This is a genomic window from Paenibacillus sp. 276b (assembly GCF_900107875.1).
Lineage (GTDB): Bacteria > Bacillota > Bacilli > Paenibacillales > Paenibacillaceae > Paenibacillus > Paenibacillus marchantiae.
Genome location: NZ_FNRR01000006.1, coordinates 146,145 through 168,116 on the forward strand (window position 1 = coordinate 146,145; position 21,972 = coordinate 168,116).

The 21,972-nt window shown below is 49.4% G+C and carries 15 protein-coding genes; 6 read left to right on the top strand and 9 right to left on the bottom strand.

Translation table 11 applies throughout. From position 1 onward, the window contains the following. Nucleotides 1–532 precede the first annotated feature (532 nt). From BLV50_RS24740 to BLV50_RS24755, 4 genes are all read right to left on the bottom strand, one after another. Nucleotides 533–1,264 carry a sugar phosphate nucleotidyltransferase gene (locus BLV50_RS24740; RefSeq protein ID WP_063568452.1) on the bottom strand — a complete coding sequence of 244 codons (732 nt, stop codon included), beginning with the start codon at nucleotides 1,262–1,264 and terminating at the stop codon, nucleotides 533–535. Continuing rightward, nucleotides 1,261–2,034, bottom strand: a complete 774-nt coding sequence (locus tag BLV50_RS24745; RefSeq protein WP_090810502.1) for a glycosyltransferase family 2 protein — start codon at nucleotides 2,032–2,034, stop codon at nucleotides 1,261–1,263. The genes BLV50_RS24740 and BLV50_RS24745 overlap by 4 nt, the downstream gene beginning before the upstream one ends. After that, on the bottom strand, nucleotides 2,031–3,146 hold the full coding sequence (locus BLV50_RS24750; RefSeq protein ID WP_256338043.1) for a glycosyltransferase family 2 protein: 1,116 nt from the start codon (nucleotides 3,144–3,146) through the stop codon (nucleotides 2,031–2,033). The genes BLV50_RS24745 and BLV50_RS24750 overlap by 4 nt, the downstream gene beginning before the upstream one ends. 62 nt (nucleotides 3,147–3,208) lie before the next feature. Then, a complete protein-coding gene (locus BLV50_RS24755) occupies nucleotides 3,209–4,159 on the bottom strand; it encodes a glycosyltransferase family 2 protein (protein WP_256338044.1) in 951 nt (316 codons plus the stop codon). 760 nt (nucleotides 4,160–4,919) lie between these two features. Here BLV50_RS24755 and BLV50_RS24760 point away from each other — a divergent pair. Then, nucleotides 4,920–6,485 (top strand): M4 family metallopeptidase, encoded by a 1,566-nt coding sequence (locus BLV50_RS24760; protein ID WP_072735461.1) that lies wholly within the window; start codon nucleotides 4,920–4,922, stop codon nucleotides 6,483–6,485. 182 nt (nucleotides 6,486–6,667) lie between these two features. Here the strand turns inward: BLV50_RS24760 and BLV50_RS24765 are convergent, their stop codons facing one another. After that, nucleotides 6,668–11,899: a WIAG-tail domain gene (locus tag BLV50_RS24765; RefSeq protein ID WP_090810506.1), complete on the bottom strand. Its 5,232-nt coding sequence runs from the start codon at nucleotides 11,897–11,899 to the stop codon at nucleotides 6,668–6,670. Between the two features lie 394 nt (nucleotides 11,900–12,293). On the opposite strand from BLV50_RS24765, the gene BLV50_RS24770 reads away from it, so the two are divergent. After that, nucleotides 12,294–13,424 carry a YheC/YheD family endospore coat-associated protein gene (locus BLV50_RS24770; RefSeq protein WP_090810508.1) on the top strand — a complete coding sequence of 377 codons (1,131 nt, stop codon included), beginning with the start codon at nucleotides 12,294–12,296 and terminating at the stop codon, nucleotides 13,422–13,424. 85 nt (nucleotides 13,425–13,509) lie between these two features. Beyond that, complete coding sequence (gene asd, locus BLV50_RS24775) at nucleotides 13,510–14,301, top strand: archaetidylserine decarboxylase (protein ID WP_090810510.1); 792 nt, start codon at nucleotides 13,510–13,512, stop codon at nucleotides 14,299–14,301. A gap of 502 nt (nucleotides 14,302–14,803) precedes the next feature. Here asd and BLV50_RS24780 read toward each other — a convergent pair. Continuing rightward, entirely contained in the window at nucleotides 14,804–15,589 is a 786-nt protein-coding gene (locus BLV50_RS24780; protein WP_053783204.1) for a helix-turn-helix domain-containing protein, read from the bottom strand. A 121-nt stretch (nucleotides 15,590–15,710) separates the two neighbouring features. Beyond that, complete coding sequence (locus BLV50_RS24785; protein ID WP_090810513.1) at nucleotides 15,711–17,168, bottom strand: MocR-like pyridoxine biosynthesis transcription factor PdxR; 1,458 nt, start codon at nucleotides 17,166–17,168, stop codon at nucleotides 15,711–15,713. Between the two features lie 136 nt (nucleotides 17,169–17,304). Between BLV50_RS24785 and BLV50_RS24790 the strand changes: the two genes are divergently transcribed. The 3 genes from BLV50_RS24790 to BLV50_RS32915 all read left to right on the top strand — a co-directional run bounded on the left by BLV50_RS24790 (nucleotide 17,305) and on the right by BLV50_RS32915 (nucleotide 19,820). Then, complete coding sequence (locus tag BLV50_RS24790; RefSeq protein ID WP_064635740.1) at nucleotides 17,305–17,922, top strand: pyridoxamine 5'-phosphate oxidase family protein; 618 nt, start codon at nucleotides 17,305–17,307, stop codon at nucleotides 17,920–17,922. 178 nt (nucleotides 17,923–18,100) lie between these two features. Next, on the top strand, nucleotides 18,101–19,399 hold the full coding sequence (locus BLV50_RS24795; RefSeq protein ID WP_063566077.1) for an aminotransferase class I/II-fold pyridoxal phosphate-dependent enzyme: 1,299 nt from the start codon (nucleotides 18,101–18,103) through the stop codon (nucleotides 19,397–19,399). Between the two features lie 283 nt (nucleotides 19,400–19,682). Next, entirely contained in the window at nucleotides 19,683–19,820 is a 138-nt protein-coding gene (locus tag BLV50_RS32915; protein ID WP_162842448.1) for a hypothetical protein, read from the top strand. Between the two features lie 163 nt (nucleotides 19,821–19,983). On the opposite strand, the gene BLV50_RS24800 is transcribed toward BLV50_RS32915, so the two are convergent. Both BLV50_RS24800 and BLV50_RS24805 read right to left on the bottom strand, forming a co-directional pair. Further along, entirely contained in the window at nucleotides 19,984–21,201 is a 1,218-nt protein-coding gene (locus BLV50_RS24800; protein WP_090810515.1) for an ABC transporter permease, read from the bottom strand. 2 nt (nucleotides 21,202–21,203) lie between these two features. Next, entirely contained in the window at nucleotides 21,204–21,956 is a 753-nt protein-coding gene (locus BLV50_RS24805) for an ABC transporter ATP-binding protein (protein ID WP_063566079.1), read from the bottom strand. Nucleotides 21,957–21,972: the final 16 nt, after the last annotated feature.

Genomic DNA, 21,972 nt, shown 5'->3' on the forward strand with positions numbered 1-21,972 from the left:
CGCCCGCCCCGCGGCGCAGCATGCCCGCGGCCTGCAACTGCGCGCTTGCCCGTTTTGGCTCGCGCCCCTTTACGGCCACGGCTCACGCCTGCACGCTCGCCTGATTTTACGCGGGTGCCTGCACTGCCTCGCCCTTCGGCTGTTTTTGCCCCTGTTTTGGTTCGTGCTCCTGCGCTACTACCACGTCTTGCACCGGTGCGCCCGCTGGCTTTGCCTTTCGGTTCTGCAAGAAGCTTGCGCTCTATTCCTGCGAGTTCCACATTCCCCTGCTTCGCGCCTTGGTTTCCCCATTCGTGATTCGAACTTGCTTTGGGCTGCACTCCCACAGATACGTACAAGGAGCCGGCATGACCGCCCAGTGTCTTCTTCCTGCCCAAGTCGCTGCGTTTTGCTACTCTCACGGCATTCCCTCCCTTGGCATGCACGAGGAGTGCCGCCGCTGCACAAAGCGCCGGAGCATTCTTCCGGCTCCGGCGCAGGTTGTTCTGCTCTCATGGGACCTCTCACAGCGGCAGCATCAGGCGCATATATTTTAGGGCAGTTGACCCTTCATGCGGATGGCTGCTTCCTGAAGCGATTGGAACGTCCCGGCATCACTCCAATATTTTTGCAAAATATCGTATTCCAGTCCTCCAGCTGCTGCATAATGATTGTTCACGTCCGTAATTTCGAGTTCGCCGCGTGCAGAAGGCGCAATGTTCTGAATGAGGTTGAATACATGGTCATCATACATATATATGCCAGTAACACAATAAGAGGTCTTCGGATCACTCGGTTTTTCCTCAATGTATGAGATTCGTTCCGGATGCTGTGGATCAAACACCGGCACCCCATACCGCCGTGCATCGTCCACTTCTTTGAGCAAGACACGAGCTGTACCCGCAGGCTGCTGCATATACCGGTCCACATAAGGCTTCAAATCGTCGCTAAACAGATTGTCTCCCAGCAGCACAACGAATTTCTCTCCAGGAAGGATAAACGATGTCGCCAGATCCAATGCTTCGGCAATCCCGCCTGCCTTTTCCTGAATCCGATACGTTAGCTTGACGCCATGATCTGCTCCACCACCCAAATACTCCGTGTATAACCCAGCGGAATGTTTGTTGATCACTATCAATATCTCTTCAATGCCTGCCTGGCGGAGTCTGTCGATGCCATACATAATCATCGGATGCTTGCCGACTGGAATCAGATGCTTGTTAATCAGCCGGGTCAGAGGATACAGTCGTGTTCCTGTTCCGCCAGCAAGAATTACACCTTTCATTCCACTATCCCTCCTTCATCGGATGTCTCAATATATTTAAGGGGATCGACATTCCATTTGTTGATAAAAATGGATCGATTGCGCTCAAGCAACTGTTTCCATGCTACAGGATCGGTCTTCAGGAAACTCGCGCTGCCGCGATGATGTACCAGGACATCCCCGCATACTAGCAAACGATAGCCTTTCTGGCAGGCCCGGTAGCAATAATCGTCATCTTCATAGTGTCCCGGCGAATAGACTTCGTCAAGCACACCAATGTCCTCCATCACACTTCGCCGCATGAGCATACATAAGCCGACAATTCGTCTGACTTCCTTCCATCTGGAAGAATCGACTATATTGTTGGCAGCTGCCAGTTCCTGAAAATGTGCCATGTCCCGGAACTCAAGCTCTACCTGCTGGATACCACTTGCATAGTTGGTCACCGGACCTGTAATGCCAATGTTTGCTTCACTGTAGAGGGCTGCCCGCAGATTTGCGAGCCAGCGGGTGGTAACTGTAACATCGTTATTCAGCAGCAATAGCTCATCACCACAGGCTGCACGGAGCCCGGCATTGCAAGCCGCCGGGAAACCCCGATTGTCCGGCAACCGAACAAAACGAATTCGTTCCCGTGCACAATACGCTGCTGTTCCGTCAACCGAGCCATTATCCACAACGATGATTTCATAAGATGTATGAGAATCGGTATATTTTCGAATGGCATCGATACACGGCTTCAGCAGTTCCAGCCCATTGTACGTCGGAATAATAATACTCGTCAGTGTCATCTGGCGTTCCTCCTGTAGGCCACTTCAGCACGAGAAATGGATCGGGCTTGTGACTTATTGCCGCCCATATCCAGCCAGGTTGCAATCGCCTCCAGATGGTCGCCAATGATCAATCGGGCGACTTCGTTGCCGCTGCCCGTATTGGTGGAACGCAGGCGATTGGAACGAATGACATCCACTTGACTGGGTGCAGTCACTTTTAATCCATGCTGAATGGCTAGACTTTGCGCTTTGGGAGGAACGGCCAGCGCCTCCGGTTTTACGATCTGGATCATCTTACGTGAGAGGGCATGAGGTACAGCCGTCAACGAATTGGAACCCAGATCCGAACGATTAAGCACACGGTTGAGATATGCCTTGATCCGGCTCACTTCATCCTGGCGGGCAAATGGAGGCAACAGCGATGAAAGATTGTTCAGTGCCACGTCATCTCCCCGGTCGACCGCATACAGAAACGGGGCGAGTTGCTCTGCCGGGACGACCATATCCCCATCCACAAAGAGAAGGGTCTCCGCCTCCGTCATTTTGGCCCCCAAGGCGCGGCCTACATCATGTCCCGCCCGGTCAGGTTCATAGACCAGCGTGATGCCAGGCTGTTCAAGCACCTGTGTCAGACTGTTGTCCGTTGTTCCATTCAATACCACAACGATATCTGTCAGCGGTAAACGTTTCAGTTGTACAAGTACTTGCCCCAGCGTAAGTTCCTCATTGCAGGCACAGACGACTGCAGCGGCAGGTTTATTCAGGGCAAGTGGAATAATATTCAACGAGCGTCCCGCAGCTTGAGCATAACCCTGCATGAATGCTTTCCCTGCCTGCATTGCAGCAGAATAACTCCTTAGCTCCGCTGAGATCGCAGCCCCATGCTCCTGCCATGTTGAACGCGCATGTTGTTCAATCGATTGTTCATTTTCCAACGTCATGCGTCCTGCCCGTTGCCCTGCGCTGAATGCTTCATGCAATACGGACTTGTTCATTGCCGACCTGCTCGATGCTGAACTCTTTTGCGGCGATTTAGTCAGGCTCTTCCTGCCCATGGTTCTGGTTCTGTTCCTTGGTGTTCGTCTGCCTGCTGTCCGTTGACGACGGACACCCCCTGAACGCTCCTTCATTTCCTCACCTCCAGCATGCTGCATCTTTTGACGAGGTTTCTTTCTTGTTTTAGGCAACATGCTCACCTCGTCAGGCTACGAACACGCTGCAGATCGGAATGTCCTCCGCGTGGGCCAAGTGTATCGGTTATCCACCTGATCGCTGTCAGATGATCATTCCAGACCAATTGACTGAGCGGGTCAGGTCCGCTTCGTTTCTTGACTCGAACTGCGTTCATTTTGCCTACAGGCACATGATGGACGGCACGCACCTTCAACCCGTTGGTAACCGCCTTTGCATGTGCCAACGGTGGAATCTCCAGTGTGTCCGTCCCAATCACTTCAAGTGCCCTGCGACTTAATGCATGCGGAATGGCTGTCATGGAAGCCCCTTGCAGATCAGGTCTCGCGAGCATGCTGTTCAGCGCATGTTTGGCTTCTACCACAGGGTGAACAGGGATACGCGCCACCGGTCCGTTATAATCATTTAGCGCCACATCTGTCCCGTCCAGAACCGCTCGCACATAAGGCGCGAGATGTTCTGCCGGAATTGGAATGTCTGCATCCGTGAACAACAGCACCCTGCCACGAGCTGCCGCTGCACCGATTCTTCTTCCTCCATCATGTCCCAAAGCTTCGGCATAACGAAGCACCTGTGCCCCTGCCCTTTTTGCCGCTACTGCCGTCCCATCCGTTGAACCATTCACAATAACAAGCACTTCAGCATCACGGCATATCCGCAGCGACTGACGCACGACTGCACCAATGGTTCGCTCTTCATTCATGGCAGGTATAATGACCGAAAGCAGTGGTTTATGCGAGTACGTCGAATCCTGTGCAAGTGTCTCTCTCATCGCATGCTCAGCTCCGAATGCTGGCAATTCCGTTTGCTCCACGGGTGGAATTACGTACTTGTAGGCCTTTTTACCCTTTTTGTAAGCAGATTTCAAACGACGCTTCTTTAATTGCGCTTTTCTTTGTGCCAGATTCGATTTGGTTGCATAAAAAGCTGTATTGCCGCGTTTTTGCAACACAGTCACCTCCCGGGTGTACATCATCGGCATGCAAAGGGAGTACACGTTATTCTATGTATTCATGGAGCAGTGGAAACGGCGTATGTCCTTGAACCGAGCAGGTTCTGTCTGCCACCCGGCTCAGTCAATCCATTTATTTAGACAGAATTCGTCAAAATATGCGAAATATGCTACCGCTCCCCTACTTCAGACACAATTTTAAAAAAAATTTAAAATTGCATCTTTTCCAAACTTTTACATTGTGATAATATACGTTGCAAGCAGTATATTGACAAAAAAATCCTAATGAGGAACAAACGTTCCTTAGTAATCTTTTTTCATTCCTGTTAATTGACCTGGGGTTAATTATGCGTACAGGATGATACAAGAGGCTGTTTTTGCTCTGTTGCATGTACCTTGAGAGGAGTGATGCCGTTCAATACGTAGTTCAGGCTCTATTATGTGAACCCGGAACGAACACCCCGGCTCCGTAAGAACATCTTCTGCTTCGCAAGTGGACAAGACCCCTGGCTTCTGAAAGAGGAACCACAATGAACGATTAAGCCTCATGGCTGAACCGGATAAACGGTACTCCTTTGACACGCCCAACCACAGGCATACAGGCTCTGCCGACTTTGTTCCTTATCGTTTCTTGTCATATTCCACGTTTCAGATTCAGCCCCACACTCCGCGCTGCCCAAGTTGCAGACGGAACTCCAACCGAGATTGGCATAATTATGTGTTTTCCAAAAAAATCATATTGAGAATGGGAGAGTTTACTATGAAATTTGCTAAAGTTATGCCAACAATTCTTGGAGGAGCTCTTTTGCTCGCTTCCGTATCTTCTGCTGCTGCAGCTCCATTGTCTGATCAGTCCATTCCATTGCAGGCCCCTTATGCCTCTGAGGAGGGTATCCAGTTGAACAGCGGTTCTGACGAAACAATCTTCAATTTCCTTGGACAACAGGAACAATTCCTGAATTCCGACGTGAAATCCCAACTCAAAATTATTAAAAGGACTACGGACACCTCTGGTGTAAGACACTTCCGCCTGAAGCAGTACATTAAGGGCATTCCAGTCTACGGTGCCGAGCAAACGATCCACCTAGACAAAACAGGCCAGGTTTCATCCGCACTTGGAGATCTCCCACCGGTTGAAGAACAAGCTATCCCTAATGACGGTGTCGCTGAAATCAGTGCAGAAGATGCGATCAAGATTGCATCGGAAGAAGCCACTTCCCGCGTTGGAGAGCTTGGCGAACCACAGAAAACCCCTGAAGCCGAGTTGAACATTTACCACAATGAAGAGGACAACCAAACCTACCTTGTTTACATTACCGAAGTCAATGTGCTGGATCCTGCCCCATTACGTACCAAATATTTCGTGAATGCCGTTGACGGCAGTATCGTATCTCAATATGACCTCATCAACTTCGCAACAGGAACAGGTACAGGTGTACTTGGTGATACCAAAACCCTTACAACCACCCAATCCGGCAGTACCTTCCAACTGAAAGATACCACTCGCGGCAATGGGATTGAAACTTACACTGCAAACAATGGTTCCTCCATTCCAGGTACACTCCTGACAGATTCCGATAACGTATGGACTGATCGTGCTGGCGTAGATGCCCACGCCCATGCTGCTGCCACGTATGATTTCTACAAAAACAAATTCAACCGCAACGGTATTAATGGCAACGGTTTGCTCATTAAATCCACTGTGCATTATGGCTCCAACTACAATAATGCATTCTGGAACGGAGTACAGATTGTATTTGGTGACGGTGATGGAACGACTTTCCGTTCACTATCTGGTGATCTGGATGTAGTAGGCCACGAATTGACTCACGGTGTCATTGAGTATACAGCCAATCTGGAGTACCGCAATGAGCCAGGTGCATTAAATGAAGCCTTCGCTGATATTTTCGGAAATACGATCCAAAGCAAAAACTGGTTGCTTGGCGACGATGTCTACACCCCTAACATTGCAGGTGATGCACTGCGCTCCCTATCCAACCCTACATTGTATGGACAACCTGACAAATACGCTGACCGTTATACTGGAACAGCGGACAACGGAGGCGTTCATACCAACAGCGGTATCATTAACAAAGCGTACTATCTTGCAGCTCAAGGCGGTACACATAATGGTGTCACTGTAACAGGGATCGGGCGTGATAAAGCCATTCAAATCTTCTACAGCACACTCGTGAACTATCTGACACCTACATCCAAATTTGCTGCTGCCAAAACAGCGACAATCCAAGCCGCTAAAGATCTGTACGGAGCGACTTCGGCTGAAGCTACTGCAATTACCAAAGCTTATCAAGCTGTAGGACTGTAAGAATCATTCGTTGTTGAACTCATATTAAATCGTTCAGGCACCCCTCATCGTCCGAACGGAGCAAGCTTATATATGAAAAAAAGCGGTGTCCCGGACATATCCGGGAACCGCTTTTGTCTATTTAAACATGTGAAATCATTCGTCTACAGATGTCTTGAATGAGGACACATGATCTCGCATTCTTACACGGAAGGCCCAGCGGCAATCCATGACAACAATCCATAGGTGTGTGTGGAGCCCGTAGTTCGTGACACTTCCAGTACGGCTTCATCCTCACTCTGGGAGAGGAGCGATACCTGGAATCCCCGATCATTACACATGGCTACAATCACATAATGCTCCGATATAAACGACTCCTCAAAGGCTACCGTTACTTCCACGCACTGTTCATCCTCAGGCAATATAAAGGCCTCCATACCGAACTGCTGCACCACAGGCTGACGGCTGACACTTCGTACGGGCTGGAATGACAGGTGTTCAGGACCCACAGCTCCATGCTGCAACTGGCTGCTTCCAACAGCTCCATCACTCAAATGCTCCTGCTTAACTGCTTGCTCCCTCAGCTTGAACTCCTTAATTCCATCGATCTCATGTGAAAATTCAGGCTGTGGTAGCGGTAGCTGTGGCTGGACCGTGCCAGCTGTCGTCAATGAATCTCCAAGCTGGTTAGCTTGCGATGGATGCTCTTGTTGTTGCCCCAGCTCCTGACCCGACGTCTGGATAAACTGCGTTTCCTTCAGATCGACACTTGAGGGTTCCACGACAATTGCCGGCTGTGATGGCGGTACAACCTCATTTTCTGTTTGAAGCAATCCCTCTTGTCTTTTGATAGCTGCCAGTTGTTCCAGCGTTTCTCCACTGAACTGACGAATCGCATTCCATATCTCTTCGCTCAAATGCGCCGGACCTACAATCCCCGCATTCAAATGATTAGAGGTAATACTCTGCTCACTCAGTTTGCTGCCGTTCACGCTGCCATCGGCCAATTTGGCACTTGTGACGGACCCATTCTGTAGATGGATCCCGCTTACTGCTTCCTCTTCCAGATGGGTTGTGCGAATACTGCGTTCCTGAATATGATCAGCAAGAATCGTTCCATCCTGAATATGCCGAGATTGCACACTTTTGTCTGCTATGTGGATAGCCGATACCGCACCTTCAAGCAATTTATTACCGTTTACACTGCCGTCAGCCATTTTGGCACTTGTTATGGAACCATTGTGCAGATGAATCGAACTGACCGATTCCGCTTTGAGGTGGGAGATTCCAATGCTTCGCTCTTGAATATGGTCAGCATGGATGGCTCTCTCTTGGATATGACTGGATTGCACACTTCCATTGGCAATATGGACATCCGACACCGCATCTTCAAGCAGTTTGCTGCTGCTCACACTGCCATCGGCCAGTTTGGCACTCGTTACGGATCCATTTTGCAGATGAACCGCACTTATTACTTCCTCCTCCAGATGGGACGTACCAATGCTATGCTCCTGAATATGATCAGCAAGGATCGCTCCTGCCTGGATATGGCGAGTTTGCACACTTTCCGACGCGATATGGCTCCCCAATACAGCATCTTCGAGCAATTTGCTGCCGCTAATGCTACCGTCAGCTAATTTAGCACTCGTTACGGACCCATTTTGCAGATGAACCGCACTTACTGCTTCCTCTTCCAGATGGGTTGTGCCTATGCTTCGCTCCTGAATATGATCAGCTTGAATGGCTCCTGCCTGAATATGCTCGGATTGCACACTTTCCGATGCGATATGAATCCCGGATACCGTACCTTCGAGTAACTTGCTGCCGGTTATACTGCTATCCGCCAGTTTGGCACTCGTTACAGATCCATTTTGCAAATGAACCGCACTTACAGACTCCTCTTCCAAATGTGCTGTGCCGATGCTTCGCTCTTGAATATGATTAGCAAGGATTGTTCCCTCTTGAATATGACGGGATTGCACACTATCGTCTGCAATGTGGATATCCGATACTGCTCCTTCAAGCAACTTGCTGCCGGTTACACTGCCGTCGGCCAACTTGGTACTTGTTACAGATCCATTTTGCAGATGAATGGCACTTACTGCTTCCTGTTCCAAGTGAAGCATGCCAATGCTGTGCTCCTGAATATGGTCAGCAAGGATTACTCCTGCCTGGATATGGCGGGATTGCACACTTTCAGAGGCGATATGGATTCCCGACACCGCATCTTCGATCAACTTGCTGCCGGTTACACTGCCGTCGGCCAGTTTGGCACTGATGACAGACCCATTTTGCAGGTGAATCGCACTTACTGCTTCCTCCTCCAGATGGGTTGTGCCGATGCTCCGCTCCTGAATATGGTCAGCATGAATGGCGTCTGCCTGAATATGCTCGGATTGCACGCTTTCGGACGCAATATGAATCCCCGATACGGTTCCTTCAAGCAATTTGCTGCCGTTTATACTGCCATCCGCCAGTTTGGCACTTGTTACAGATCCATTTTGCAAATGAACCGCACTTACAGACTCCTCATCCAGATGAACTGAGCCAATACTGCACTCTTGAATATGATCAGCAAGGATTGCTCCTTCTTGGATATGACGGGTCTGCACACTTTCATTGGCAATGTGAGTAGCCGATACGGTTCCTGCGGCTAATTTACTGCCATCCACACTACCAGTTGCTAGTTTGGAGCGTGTTACAGATTCATCCTGCAATATAATCGTACTTACCGCTTCTTCTTCCAGATGAGACGTTCCGATGCTGCGTTCATGGATATGATGAGGAAGAATCTCACCATCTTGAATATGACGGGAATGCACAGCTCCTTGCTGCAGGTGAACAGCACTTGTCGACTCTGCCTGAAGATGCAAACCACTAATTAAACCTGGCTGAAGATGAGCCGCTGTAATGGATAAAGGTGCCAGATGGTCTGTTTCAACAGATCCAGGTGCCAAGTGATGCGATGTGACCACCTGTTCAGCAATATGCTCCTCATGAATGATGTCTGCCTTCAGATGCTGTGAGCTAACTACTTGAGTTCCCAAATGGTCAGATTTCACGCTGCCTTCAGCCAGATGGACGGATTGTACAACGGATGGCTGCAAGTGCTCGCTACCTACAGCAGCCTGTTGTAGTTCTGTCCCCGATACCGAGTCTGCTGTCAAATGGTCCGCACTTATGGAGTCATGCCGAAGTTTGTTGCCGGTAATACTGCCATCAGCGAATAATTCCGGCGAGCGTATTTCTTCCGACAAATGTTCCAAGGAAACGGCATGCTGCTTCAGGTGATATCCGCGAATGGTTCCTGATGGAATATGTTTGGCGTTAATGCTCTCTGCCATAATCTTGGAAGAAGTCACGCTGCCGTCTGCCAGTTTAGCTGACGTGACAGCAAAATCCGCCAGTTTATCTGTGGCAACACTCTCTGGTGAAAGCTTGGGGGAGGTAACCGCATGATCTGTTAGATGAGGCGGAAAAATGGACCCGCCAGCCAGCTGGGCTGAAGTTACACTATCAATAGCCAATTTATCTGTTGTGACCGCGGCCCGTGCAATCGCATCCGTTTCAACACTGCCTGGCTGAAGATGAGGCACACCTACGGCATGTTCTGTCAGATGTTCCGATTTCACTGCATAAGGTCTCAGAGCCTCGGAACCCACGCTGCCTGGAGCCAGATGTGTACCTGTGACTCCACCACTCGCAAGATGCGAGGATATAACACTTCCCGGGGCAAGCGCTCTGCTACTCACCGATGCCGTTCCAAGCTTTTCTGTTGTCACACTTCCATCCGCGAGTTTAACGTCTGTAACGGCAGCATCCTGCAATTCATACGTACCCACGGCCGACTCTGCAAGATGCCGCTCACACACCACGTCGTCTGCGAGAGCATCTCCGGACACACTTGCGGTAGATAGATGAGTTGCCTCGATGCTCCCACTTGCAATGTGAATGGAGTGAATTGCGGAATTGTCCACATGTACCGGTGTAATTCCCCGATTCGCAATGTGTTCCGCACGAATGGACCCTTTGGCAAGATGTTTACCTTGTACGGCTTCATCCGCAATTTTGGAAGAAATGACGCTCTGATCAGAGATCTTGGATGCCGTAATGGACTGCTCCAGCAATTTTGCTGTTCCCACAGACTGGTCTGCCAGTTTGCTGCTGGTTACTGCACCTTCCGTCAAATGCTCACTGCCCACTTCTCCATTGCCAATCTGCTCCTTGCCAACGGAATGAGCGCGAATCTGGCTTGATCCGATTGAACCGTCCAAGAGATGTCTTCCACTTAGTGAACCCTCAGCTAAATGTCTTGTTTGTATCGACCCATCCTCTATCTGGTCACTTCCAATACTGCCATTTAATAGTTGTGAACGACCGACAGACCCTTCTGCCAGATGTGTCTGTTTAACAGCACCTGCCTGAATATGGTGAGACTCGATGGATAGTTCTTCGATTTTGCTGCCTGTGACAGCAGCTTCCCGAATTTTGGATGTAGTCACTGCATCGTCAGCCAGTTTGGAGGTATTCACAGCTCCCCCCGTGAGATGTCTTGTATCCACCCCGCTAATCGCAATCTTGTCTCCAGTTACGGCATGATTCTTGATTAATTCTTCCGTTACCAGCATGCGGCTGAGATGTCTTGTGCCGATGGAACCGTCGGCAATTTTGGCCGAATCGATGACCTGGTTGCCAAGCTTCTGAGAAGTAATGCTGCCATCTCTGATTTTCTCACCTGCAATAGAAGCATTTCGTATTTTATGACCAGACACAGAGCCGTCAATCAGGTGCTCCTCAGATACAGACGCTTCCGCAAGTTTCGCTGAAACAATGGCCCCGTCTGCTATGTGTATGCTGGTCACCGCATAATCCTGCAATGCTTCACTGCCGACCGCATCCGGTTTCAGCTTGGAGGCATCCACAGAGAAAGGAGCCAGTTTGCTCTCCGTAACAGCAAATTCACTCAAGTCGTCCGTGTAGATATAGTGTCCGGTATGACCAGGCATCTGGTTCTGGTTCAGGATCTGCAACCGGTCCCTGCTTGCTGTTTCTTGCTTGTTGATACCCAGCTCTTCTTCCAAAACAAGCGGAGCCACGCTGCTGACCTGAATCTGCTTTTCCAGGATATCTTGCGTCTCGACGACTTTCTCGCTATCAGACTCTACGGGTTCCGGTTTGATGGCTTTGGTTACGATCTCCAGGTCTTCCAGCTCGTTCGTTGAAGCAGGTAGCTCCATTGATTCGGATAGGAATTCTTCTGATGCCTGAATGGCCTTCGAATTCCGTTTATTTGTATTCAAGCGTTCTTCCCTATTCGAAGTGAAACCTGAGTCCATTGTGTCTGACCGTCGATTGGTCAGATCCAGTTCCTTAAATTTAGGACTCACATGCCGCAGTTTTGGCGTAGGAACCTTCTTATTGCCTTTTTTACTCATGCAGCTAGCTCCTTCCTCTAACGTTCGTCTCCGGCATCATATGCGTCAGTATGGGCATCTGCCACTGTAATTCATGACTTTGGTGGGTTACATTTTCATCGCTGCACAAGCTTCAAGGTATGAATGATCGAGCTGTCCCTATTGAAATAGGCTGTACCCGTTCACTTATGTAAGGCGGCTGTCCACGCCCCTACCCCAGAGATGTCATACGATATCATGTAAGCCATTTGCATAAATCCATATGATGCAAAGGGCTGGAAAGAGCACTCTTTGATGCATATCGAAGCATCATGATTCCGGTCTGCGTTATCGTGATGTCCAACCATGCGGTGACAGGCCGGCATTCCATGGATGGACGATCCATGGTCGCGATAACATTGAAGGAGGAACGGTCATGCTACAAGAAACGATCGGTATTCTGTTCGATTCACGCATGTACCGGGGGATACCGGCTGGAAGGACGGGTCAGGAATCACTCGCGAATGTTGAACAGGCAGCGGCCTGTTATGGATTAACTCCTTGTTTTTTGCGGCTGGAAGACGTGGATTCGGACAACAAAACCTGTATGGCTTATGTAAAAAAGGAGGACATTTACGTTCGTCAAAGGATGCCATTGCCCTCCGTTATTCATAACCGGGCTCTCCAGCTTCGCCGTTCGGAGCAGCATCAGGTGACCAAACTGCTGTTGCAGGGCATACAGGTTTACAATGTCCGCAATCGATACCGCAAAGACCACATTCACGAGATTCTTTATCAGGACCCCGGTCTCAGGCAACATCTCCCCCGTGCGGTCAAGGCTACACCTGATTCTTTGGCATATATGATGGAACATTACGATGATCTGGTGATCAAGCCATGCAGCGGAAGCATCGGTCACGGCATTATGCGGATATTCCAAAAGGATGGTCAATGGAAACTGACATGTGAGACAAGGACTTCACGCAAGGGATGGGCCACCTTTCGACTGAATAAGGGACAACTGCCATCAGCCACCCTGCGCCGTATTTTCCGGCATGCCTATCTCATTGAAGAACGCATACCTCTGGTTCGTTTTGAGGGAAGACCTGTAGATCTGCGGGTATCCGTGCAACGAGGAAGTGACGGATTGTGGGCGATCACAGGCATATTCGCCAAGGTGGCTCCGGCGCATACGTTTGTCACGAATATCGCCCAAGGCAGCAAAGTCATGAAGCTGGCTGAAGCTCTTGACTTGCAGGCAACCGACTGGCATGCACTTGAACTGGAGGCCAGAATCCGGTCTGTCGGGCTCCGAATCGCACGGACGCTGGCTTCGAGCCTGCCTCATCTTGCGGACCTCGGACTTGATCTGGGGATCACAGAGAAGGGCCAGATTTATTTTATCGAATGCAACGGAAGGGATCAGCGCTACGGTTTCCGCAAGGCCGGAATGACGGAGACTTGGAAAGCCAGCTACCGGCAGCCGATGGCTTATGGACGTCTGCTGCTGGAGCAGAATTCGCGCATACCAAGGCAACCCCAGACGTATGATCGCGGCCTATATTGATTTCGTGGGCATTCTGTGTCAATATTATGCAGAACGGCCGGCCCTGCCGGCCTTGAAGTTCGCACTAACCCTAAGGGGGATATTCATGGCAAAAACGCTGTTGCGGTTAATGACCGAGCTTTCTTCTCGCAAATGGATCTCCCGGACTGTGGGAGCCTTCTCCAAGAGCCGGGGAAGCAAGGCATTTATCCCTTATTTTGTCCGGACCTACGACATCCCTGTTCAGGAAGCTGAGAAAGACTGGAAGGAATATCGTTCATTGAATGATTTCTTTACCCGTAAACTTAAACCGGGCATGCGCCCGCTTGAACTTTCAGAACATGCACTGATCAGTCCGGTCGATGCCAAAATCACGGCAGCCGGTCCTGTATCTGCTGGAACGCTCCTGAATGTTAAGGGACAAAATTATACACTTGCTGAATTATTAAACCACTCACCACATCTGGAGAAGTACAAGCACGGTTATGCCTTTGTCCTGTATCTCAGCCCACGCGACTATCACCGCATTCATGCTCCTGTTAACGGTCGCCGCATTGAGAGTGAACATATTAAGGGCAAGGTTTATCCCGTAAATGATTTTGGTCTGACCCATATGAAATCGGTGCTGAGTCGGAACGAACGGCTCATTACGTATATTGCTCATGATTATGGAGAAGTTGCTGTCGTGAAAGTAGGCGCAATGAATGTGAGCAGCATACAGTACGCTGGTGTGGATGTAAGTTCATGGGCACAAGGCGATGATCTCGCATATTTTGAATTCGGTTCCACTGTCGTGCTGTTAACACAGAGCGGTACATTCGAACCGGACCCAGGCTTGCAACCTGGCGACTCCGTCAAAATGGGAGAATTGCTCGGTCGGTTAAAACCAATCCATTGAGCAATACGCAGATGATTCCTGAATAACAGGAGTCATCTTTTTTTAATTTCTGATCTCAAGAAACAGATTACACAGAACTTTGGCCTATATAAAAAAATAAATATAAAAAGGTACTCACAGCCGGAACACCTTTTAAGGGTAAAGTGTCCAGGCTATGAGTACCTTTTGCCGATCAGAGAATCCGATTATCCGCTTCAGAGCTATGTAGAAGTCAGGATGATTACCGTTCCCATTCCATGTATACATGCAATACGAAGCTAAGCTTCGTCATATTGGTTTTCTGACCATTCCTTAAAACCATACGTCCTGCATTTCCTCTGCCGGTTTGGAGCGGCGCAGGCGGTTCCGGAAAATATTAAAGCCCCTGATAGAGCATCCCCGGTTGCGGACCCGACGTTTTCCGTTCATCACAAGTTCCCCCTTTCGATCGTCTGGAATGCTACATACTTACCCCTGCTTCCCAGAATTGAAACGTTACCATATTCTACCGGACAGAGAGGCCCTAACGAATCTCGGACGGACTTTTGCCGGTATACTGCTTGAACTGACGACTGAAGAAAAAGATATCGCGGTACCCCAGGGCATCTGCCACTTCGGTCACATTCATGCCGGTATGCACCAACAGATGCTCAGCCCGCTCAATGCGCATGCGAATGATATAGGATTGCACGGACGAACCAATCAATTCCTTGAACTTGATCGAGAAGTATCGCGGCGATAATCCAGCCCTTGCAGCGAGGTCTTCCACGCGATGTGTTATCCCCGGATGCTGGCGTACATAGTTAGCTACCTCCTGGATGACATCGGACAACTGGTTGCTCACCTTTTTCTCCACAGGAGCTTCTGTATCTGCTCGCAGCAAATGAATCATCAGCTGTTTCAGAATCAGTCGGCTCTCCTCATCCCGCCCATATACATCGGATAGGAACAGTCTTACATAACGAGCCAGCAAGTGCTCGAATTCCACCGTTTCCAGTACCTCACGATAGGACTGGGGAACATCATTAACGGGTATATCTACATCAAAATGAATATACGTTAGTACCAACGGTTTTTGCTTATTATGTGTTGCAGTAGGATGATCGCCTGGCCTGAATAGAAAACAACTACCCTTGCCAACTTCATACGACCGGTCATTCAGCACAACGGTCCCTTCACCACTCCATACATAAAATAAGTCATAGTTTTGCATCGGTTTTTCCCGCTTCTGCCACTTCCATCCCGGTTCGCAGACAATTTTGGCGACGGCGGGCAAAATAACAAAAGATGACGGCGATGCCTGCAGCATGTCGCCACTCCCCCTTGAAAGTTAATCTCTTTTGCATACTGCATCAAAAATGATGCGATATGTGTTTATATATTTCTGCTCCTGCTGGAGCGAAACGTCTTATTCCATTATACAGCGGAATTCACCGAAACGAAAATGTGCACTTCTCCCATGCTAACCGCATTCGCCTTATCCCCTCTTCAATCTCCTCTTTCTCCAGATGTGCAAAGCCAAAACACACAGCCGGCGGACCTGGAGTCAGCCAATAACGAACCGCATCACGGAATACGACACCTTTTTCCTGAGCCAGTGCCTTGAACCGCTCGTAACTGTCAATATCCCCTTTCCACGTAGCATAAATATGCAATCCAGCATCCCCAGGCTGCATGATGAAAGGTTCCGGTAATTCCCGCTTCATCTCACTGACAAAAAAAGCATGCCGTTCCCCATAGAGACGGGTTAACCGTCTTAAATGGCGCAAATACCCTCCTCGGGCCATAAACTTCGCAAGTGCACGCTGCTCTAGAAGGGCAGGAGGTACGGGTTCGTACAGTGCTTTTGCAGCGATCAGTGGCTGCACCAGACTGGGTGGCAGAACCGCGTAACCAAGCCGGAAGGATGCAACCATCGTTTGTGAGAACGATCCGACATAAATGACCCGTTGTTCACGATCGAGTACTTTGAGCGGTTCAATCGGCCTACCTCCCCAGCGAAATTCACTATCATAATCATCTTCAATAATGACGGCATTTCGCTCCGAGGCCCATTCAAGTATGGCTCTCCGTCTGTCCAGACCAAGGACAGCCCCTGTAGGAAACTGGCGAGTAGGTGTCACAAATAACGTCTGTGCTTCCCAGGAATGCGGAATAATCCCCCCGGTATCTACTTCCGCTGGAATAATCTTTCCTCCGCAGGACTTAACGGCATGAGCAATTCCCTGATATCCCGGGTTTTCCAATACAACAGCGGCCCCCTCAGGGATAAGCAGCTGTGCTATCAAAGTGATGCCCTGCATGGAACCACTAAACAGTACGATCTGTGATGCCTCAGCCTGAATGCCCCGTGTCCACCTCAGATGTGATGCGATGGCCTCACGTAGTTCAAGGTCTCCAGCAGCACCACTTCGTTCATGCGATCCGCTCCGATGAACGGCGGCCAGCGCACTTTTCCATTCCGCTTGTGGGAAATGCTCGGCAGGCATACGCTGTACATGGAAGTTGATGATCCGTTGCTCCCGGTCAATGGCTGACGGTTTTTCCTTTTCATTCTGAATATTCAGCGTACTCACCCGCTCTCCCCATGGAGAAAGTTGAATCATTGCCTCCTGCTCTGCATGGTCCTGTGCTGTTATGGTGTCCGAAACAAAAGTCCCTCTTCCCCTATGCGCTCGCACGTAACCATCAGCCAGCAGCATGTCATATACCTGTGCCACGGAGCCGCGTGACATTTCATATTGACGTGCCAACTCTCGAGTGGAAGGCAGTCTTGTGCCTCCAACCAGCGTCCCTGCATGAATGGCGTCACGCAAAGCATGGTACAATGCCTCGTATTTGTAACGGTGTTGAACCACGTATGAATCCATAGGCAGCCACAATTCCATCGTGCACCTCTTTTTCCAAATAAATTGGTCTATTAAAGTGAATGTAAATTGGATCTTTTTATATGTCAATGCAAGTTCTATTGTTATGGCTAAGGTACAGTGATTTAATCCACATGCTATTCAAGGGGGAACACCGATGAGAAGAAAAGAATTCAATGTAGATGAAGAACAGGAAATGATAACATTTCTGGACCAATGCTCCTTTGGTTTTCTGGGAACGGTTAGTCCGGACGGGCAGCCACGGGTAACACCGCTAAACTTCGTATATATGGACGGTTGTTTTTATTTCCATGGCAGTCTTGCCGGAGAGAAAATGAAACAGATCAAGCAGGATTCCTCCGTCAGTTTTACCGTGGCAGAAGAGTTTTCCCTAATTCCATCTTATTTCAGTGATCCCGAATTAGCTTGTCCGGCAACTTCTTTTTTCAAAAGTGTAATGGCATTCGGACAGGCAGAGCCGGTTCAGGATCTGGACGTTAAGGGCCAGGTTCTTCAACGCTTTATGGAGAAACTCCAGCCGCAGGGCGGATATGTTCCCATTGATGCAGCTGATCCCCGCTACAAAGGTAATCTCAAAGCCGTTGCTGTGGTTCGCATTGTTCCTGAACGGATCAGTGCCAAGTTCAAATTTGGACAGAACCTCTCGGCTGAACGCTTTGACCATATTAGCGGCGAACTGGAACAGCGTAACGAAGGACGAGATGCAGAAACTGCCGAAATGATGCGGAAATATTGTCCTTTTCATCAGAAATAACATTCATTTTCCATAGTATAATCAATCGGGAGAAGTAACATTAACCTCACTCAAAAACACCCGCAACAACGCGGTGAAGTGATAAAACTGTCATTATGCGTAATTTCCGTGACGGGGGCAAGGCAAGGTGTTATAATGTTAGGCAGTTGAATCCCAAAGACTTGGAAGGATGAAAAGAATGAATCCACTGGCTGAACAGTTGAACGAAAGTATTCAGGCAGGCAGCAGTCACGTCTACTCCATGCTGTCGCAGCTCGGCAAAGAAATCTATTTTCCAAAAGAAGGTATCTTGAGTCAGTCTGCTGAAGCAGCAAGTCTGGCCAAAACCTACAATGCTACGATTGGTATTGCTCTGGAGGGCGGTGTGCCGATGCACCTAGCTGTTATTCAGGATAAGCTGTCCGCATACCAACCGAAAGATTTGTACCCTTATGCTCCGCCTGCAGGGAAGCCTGAGTTGCGGACCGTATGGAGAGACAAGATGCTGAAGGAAACACCTTCCCTTGAAGGTAAAACATTTGGTAACCCCATTGTGACTAACGCATTAACTCATGGACTGAGTATCGTAGCCGACCTGTTCGCCGAAGAAGGGGACGCTGTTATATATCCGGATAAAAACTGGGAAAATTATGAGCTGACCTTCGGAATTCGTCGTCATGGCGAGTTAGTTCATTATCCCCTGTTCGATGATCAATTGAACTTCAACAGTGCTGGCCTGCTCGAAGCGTTGCTTGCGCAGAAGGACAAAGGCAAAGCCATCGTGCTGCTGAACTTCCCGAACAACCCGACAGGTTATACGCCTGGAGCCGAAGAAGCAGATGCAATCGTGGATACGATCCATCAAGCGGCTGAGGCTGGTGTGAACGTCGTTGCTGTGACAGATGATGCCTACTTTGGTCTCTTCTTCGAAGATTCCATTCACGAATCCCTGTTTGGCAAACTGGCGAACCTCCACCCACGTGTGTTAACTGTCAAAGTTGACGGTGCCACGAAGGAAGAATTCGTATGGGGCTTCCGCGTTGGATTCATCACGTACGCCCATGAAGATGCTGCAGTTCTCCATGCTCTGGAGCAAAAAACACTCGGTATTATCCGGGCAACCATCTCCAGTGGTCCGCATCCTTCCCAAACTTTTGTATTGGATGCGCTGAAAGCACCTGAGTTCGAAGCACAGAAGCTGGAGAAGTTTGAAATCATGAAAGGCCGCGCCAACAAAGTAAAATCCATCCTCGATAGCGGTAAATACGGTGAGGTATGGGATTACTATCCGTTCAACTCCGGTTACTTCATGTGCCTGAAGCTGAAGGATGTCGGCGCAGAGCAGCTCCGGACCCATTTGCTACAGAAATACGGCGTCGGTACGATTGCGCTGGGTGAGGCGGATCTGCGAATCGCCTTCTCCTGTATTGAAGAATCCGGACTGGAAGATCTGTTCGACACGATCTATCGTGGAGTTTTGGATCTACAGACAACTTAATTTATATGCAGTAATGCTAATCCAAATAAATAAGTCAGGGAGCGGACTTGCATCCGTTGCCTGACTCAAATACGAACCCCTTTGTATCCTGATGAATGTCTCTCGATATAAAGGGGTATTTTGTGTTACGCTTTGAAAACGTGTGGCTATCTTGACGGGCAAAGGCCCAAAACGATGAATTTTCAGGCTCTACCGGGCAACGGCCCAATCAGCCTATCCCCAAAGCACATAATATACGATGTACGCAAGGGCGTGCCCAACACCACTTGAAAGGGGAATGACCATGTCTGGAGTAGTTGAAGAAACAAGAGGCGGTTATGGATGCGGCGGTTACGGTTACGGAGGAGGATTTACAAATACAGGTGCCATTCTCGTTCTGTTCATCTTGCTCGTCATTATCACAAAATCGTTCCTCTGTTAGTTCATACGTCCTCACCAGGAGTCGGAACAAGGTAAGCTGACTGTAGCACAAAGAAGGGTATTCCGGGATACAGCTCGGAATACCCTTCTTTTGTTATGTTACGCAAGCGTCCCTAGTCGGCGTTGCCATTGAACGTTAACTAGTCAGACGCTCGCTCGATCGTTCATTCATCCTCTTCTTCTTTCAACCACTTGTTGCCCTGGGAACGTCGCATCAAGTAGATGACCAGCACACCAAGAACCAGTGCTGCTCCGATCATGCTCAGTCCATTCCATCCCGCAACCAGCATCGGCAGCCACATGAGCAAGGCAGTCAGTGCATGCAGATTCGAGATGAAACCCAGCACCTGGGAACGACGACTTTCTCCCGAGATGGGATAAATCATAATCCAGAACGATTCACCATGACTGCGACGCAGTGCACCCAGTTGCACACCCACAAGCAGCAGGAAGAACAGGTATACACCAATCCCGAAATAACTGCCTGCCGTCCACCAGGACAGCAGCATGCCCAGTACAACCAAGCGCACAACGATAGAGAACACTTCAGTTCGGATGAACGTTTTGGTGATCAGATAGCGATAGGCTTTCCCTGCGTTCCACGGGAGGCCACTCCCCCATTTGCTGAGCCAGCGGCGAGAACTTACTTTTTGGCCTGATGAAGGCACATCTACGAACCATCCCAGCGTACGCATCACTCGGCCAGCCTGGCCCTGCTCCACCTGAATGAGACGGTCCCATGAAACTCGATGTTTCAGAGGGATACGCAGAGCAACGATATAAACGACGGCCAGCAGCAGCAGGAACCAGATACTGCGCTGTGGAGGCTGCCACAACCAGGCGGCAATCGCCAGTATAGCCAAAGCCCACCGCAGCAAACGATATCCTCTAGCGGCACCGATTTGCACCATGCGTAGTTCTTGCCAAGCCCCGAAGCTCGATAACCCTTTCCACAACAGAAGAAGCAGGATAAACCAGCCAAATGGCCTTGCATCCTGATCTGCTCGAACATAGAGCGGCCACAACGTTACAAATACGAGCAGCATACCCAAGGTTTTATAGATAATGCCACGAGCAAAGCTGTTTTTCAGATATTCGTGCATCCGATATTCCTGCGGACGTAAAAATACGATGTCTGCCGGATGCAGATATGTACGATAGCTGCTAAACAGCACCAGTGGCGCCAACAATAGCAACGTTATCCAGCGAATCGGAAATCCCTCCGGAATGTGCTGTACAAACGATGTATACCAGGCGGAGAACGCAATGACGAGAAATAAGAACACCATGGCTACGCCGCTCTGAATGACATAACCCAGATAAGGAAGAATTCCATTCCAGAATCCCGTGCGTCTTTGCTTCCATAACTGCTTGAGATCCATGCTTAATCCCTGCCTTGTACAAGGGAATAGAACATATGCTCCAACGTGGCATCCGATTCCCCGAATTGAGTACGCAGCTCATTCAGCGTCCCTTGAGCAATGACCTGTCCTCTGTGCAGGACAATAAAACGGTCACAGTAATTTTCAATGGTGGACAGAATGTGTGAACTCAACAAAATGGATGATCCCGAAGCCTTCATTTCAAGCATAAAATCAAGCAAAGAGCGGATTCCGAGGGGGTCAAGTCCCAGGAAAGGCTCATCAATGATATAGAGTGGCGGACCCGCCACAAAAGCACACATGATCATGACCTTTTGCCGCATACCTTTGGACAGGTGGGTCGACAGACTGGTACTTTTCTCATTCATGCGGAACAAGTCGAGCAGTTTCTCCGTACGCTTTTTGAAATCAGCCTCAGAAACACCATATGCTCTGGCCGTAAACTCCAGATGCTCCATGACTGTCATCTCGTCGTACAGCTCAGGAGATTCCGGTACAAAGGCCATGGCAGATTGATATACCTGTGGATCTTCGTCCCGCTTCTTGCCCATGACCCGCACTTCTCCCTGTTGAGGGGTCATCAATCCTAAAATATGCTTCATCGTAGTACTTTTGCCAGCACCGTTTAATCCGATCAGTCCGACCATTTCTCCGCGCCCAACTTCAAGATCGATGCCGTGGAGGACGGGCCGTTTGGCACTATATCCTCCGCTTAGCCCGTTGATTTTCAATACGGGTGGTTGAACGTTTTCCATCTATCCCTGCACCTCT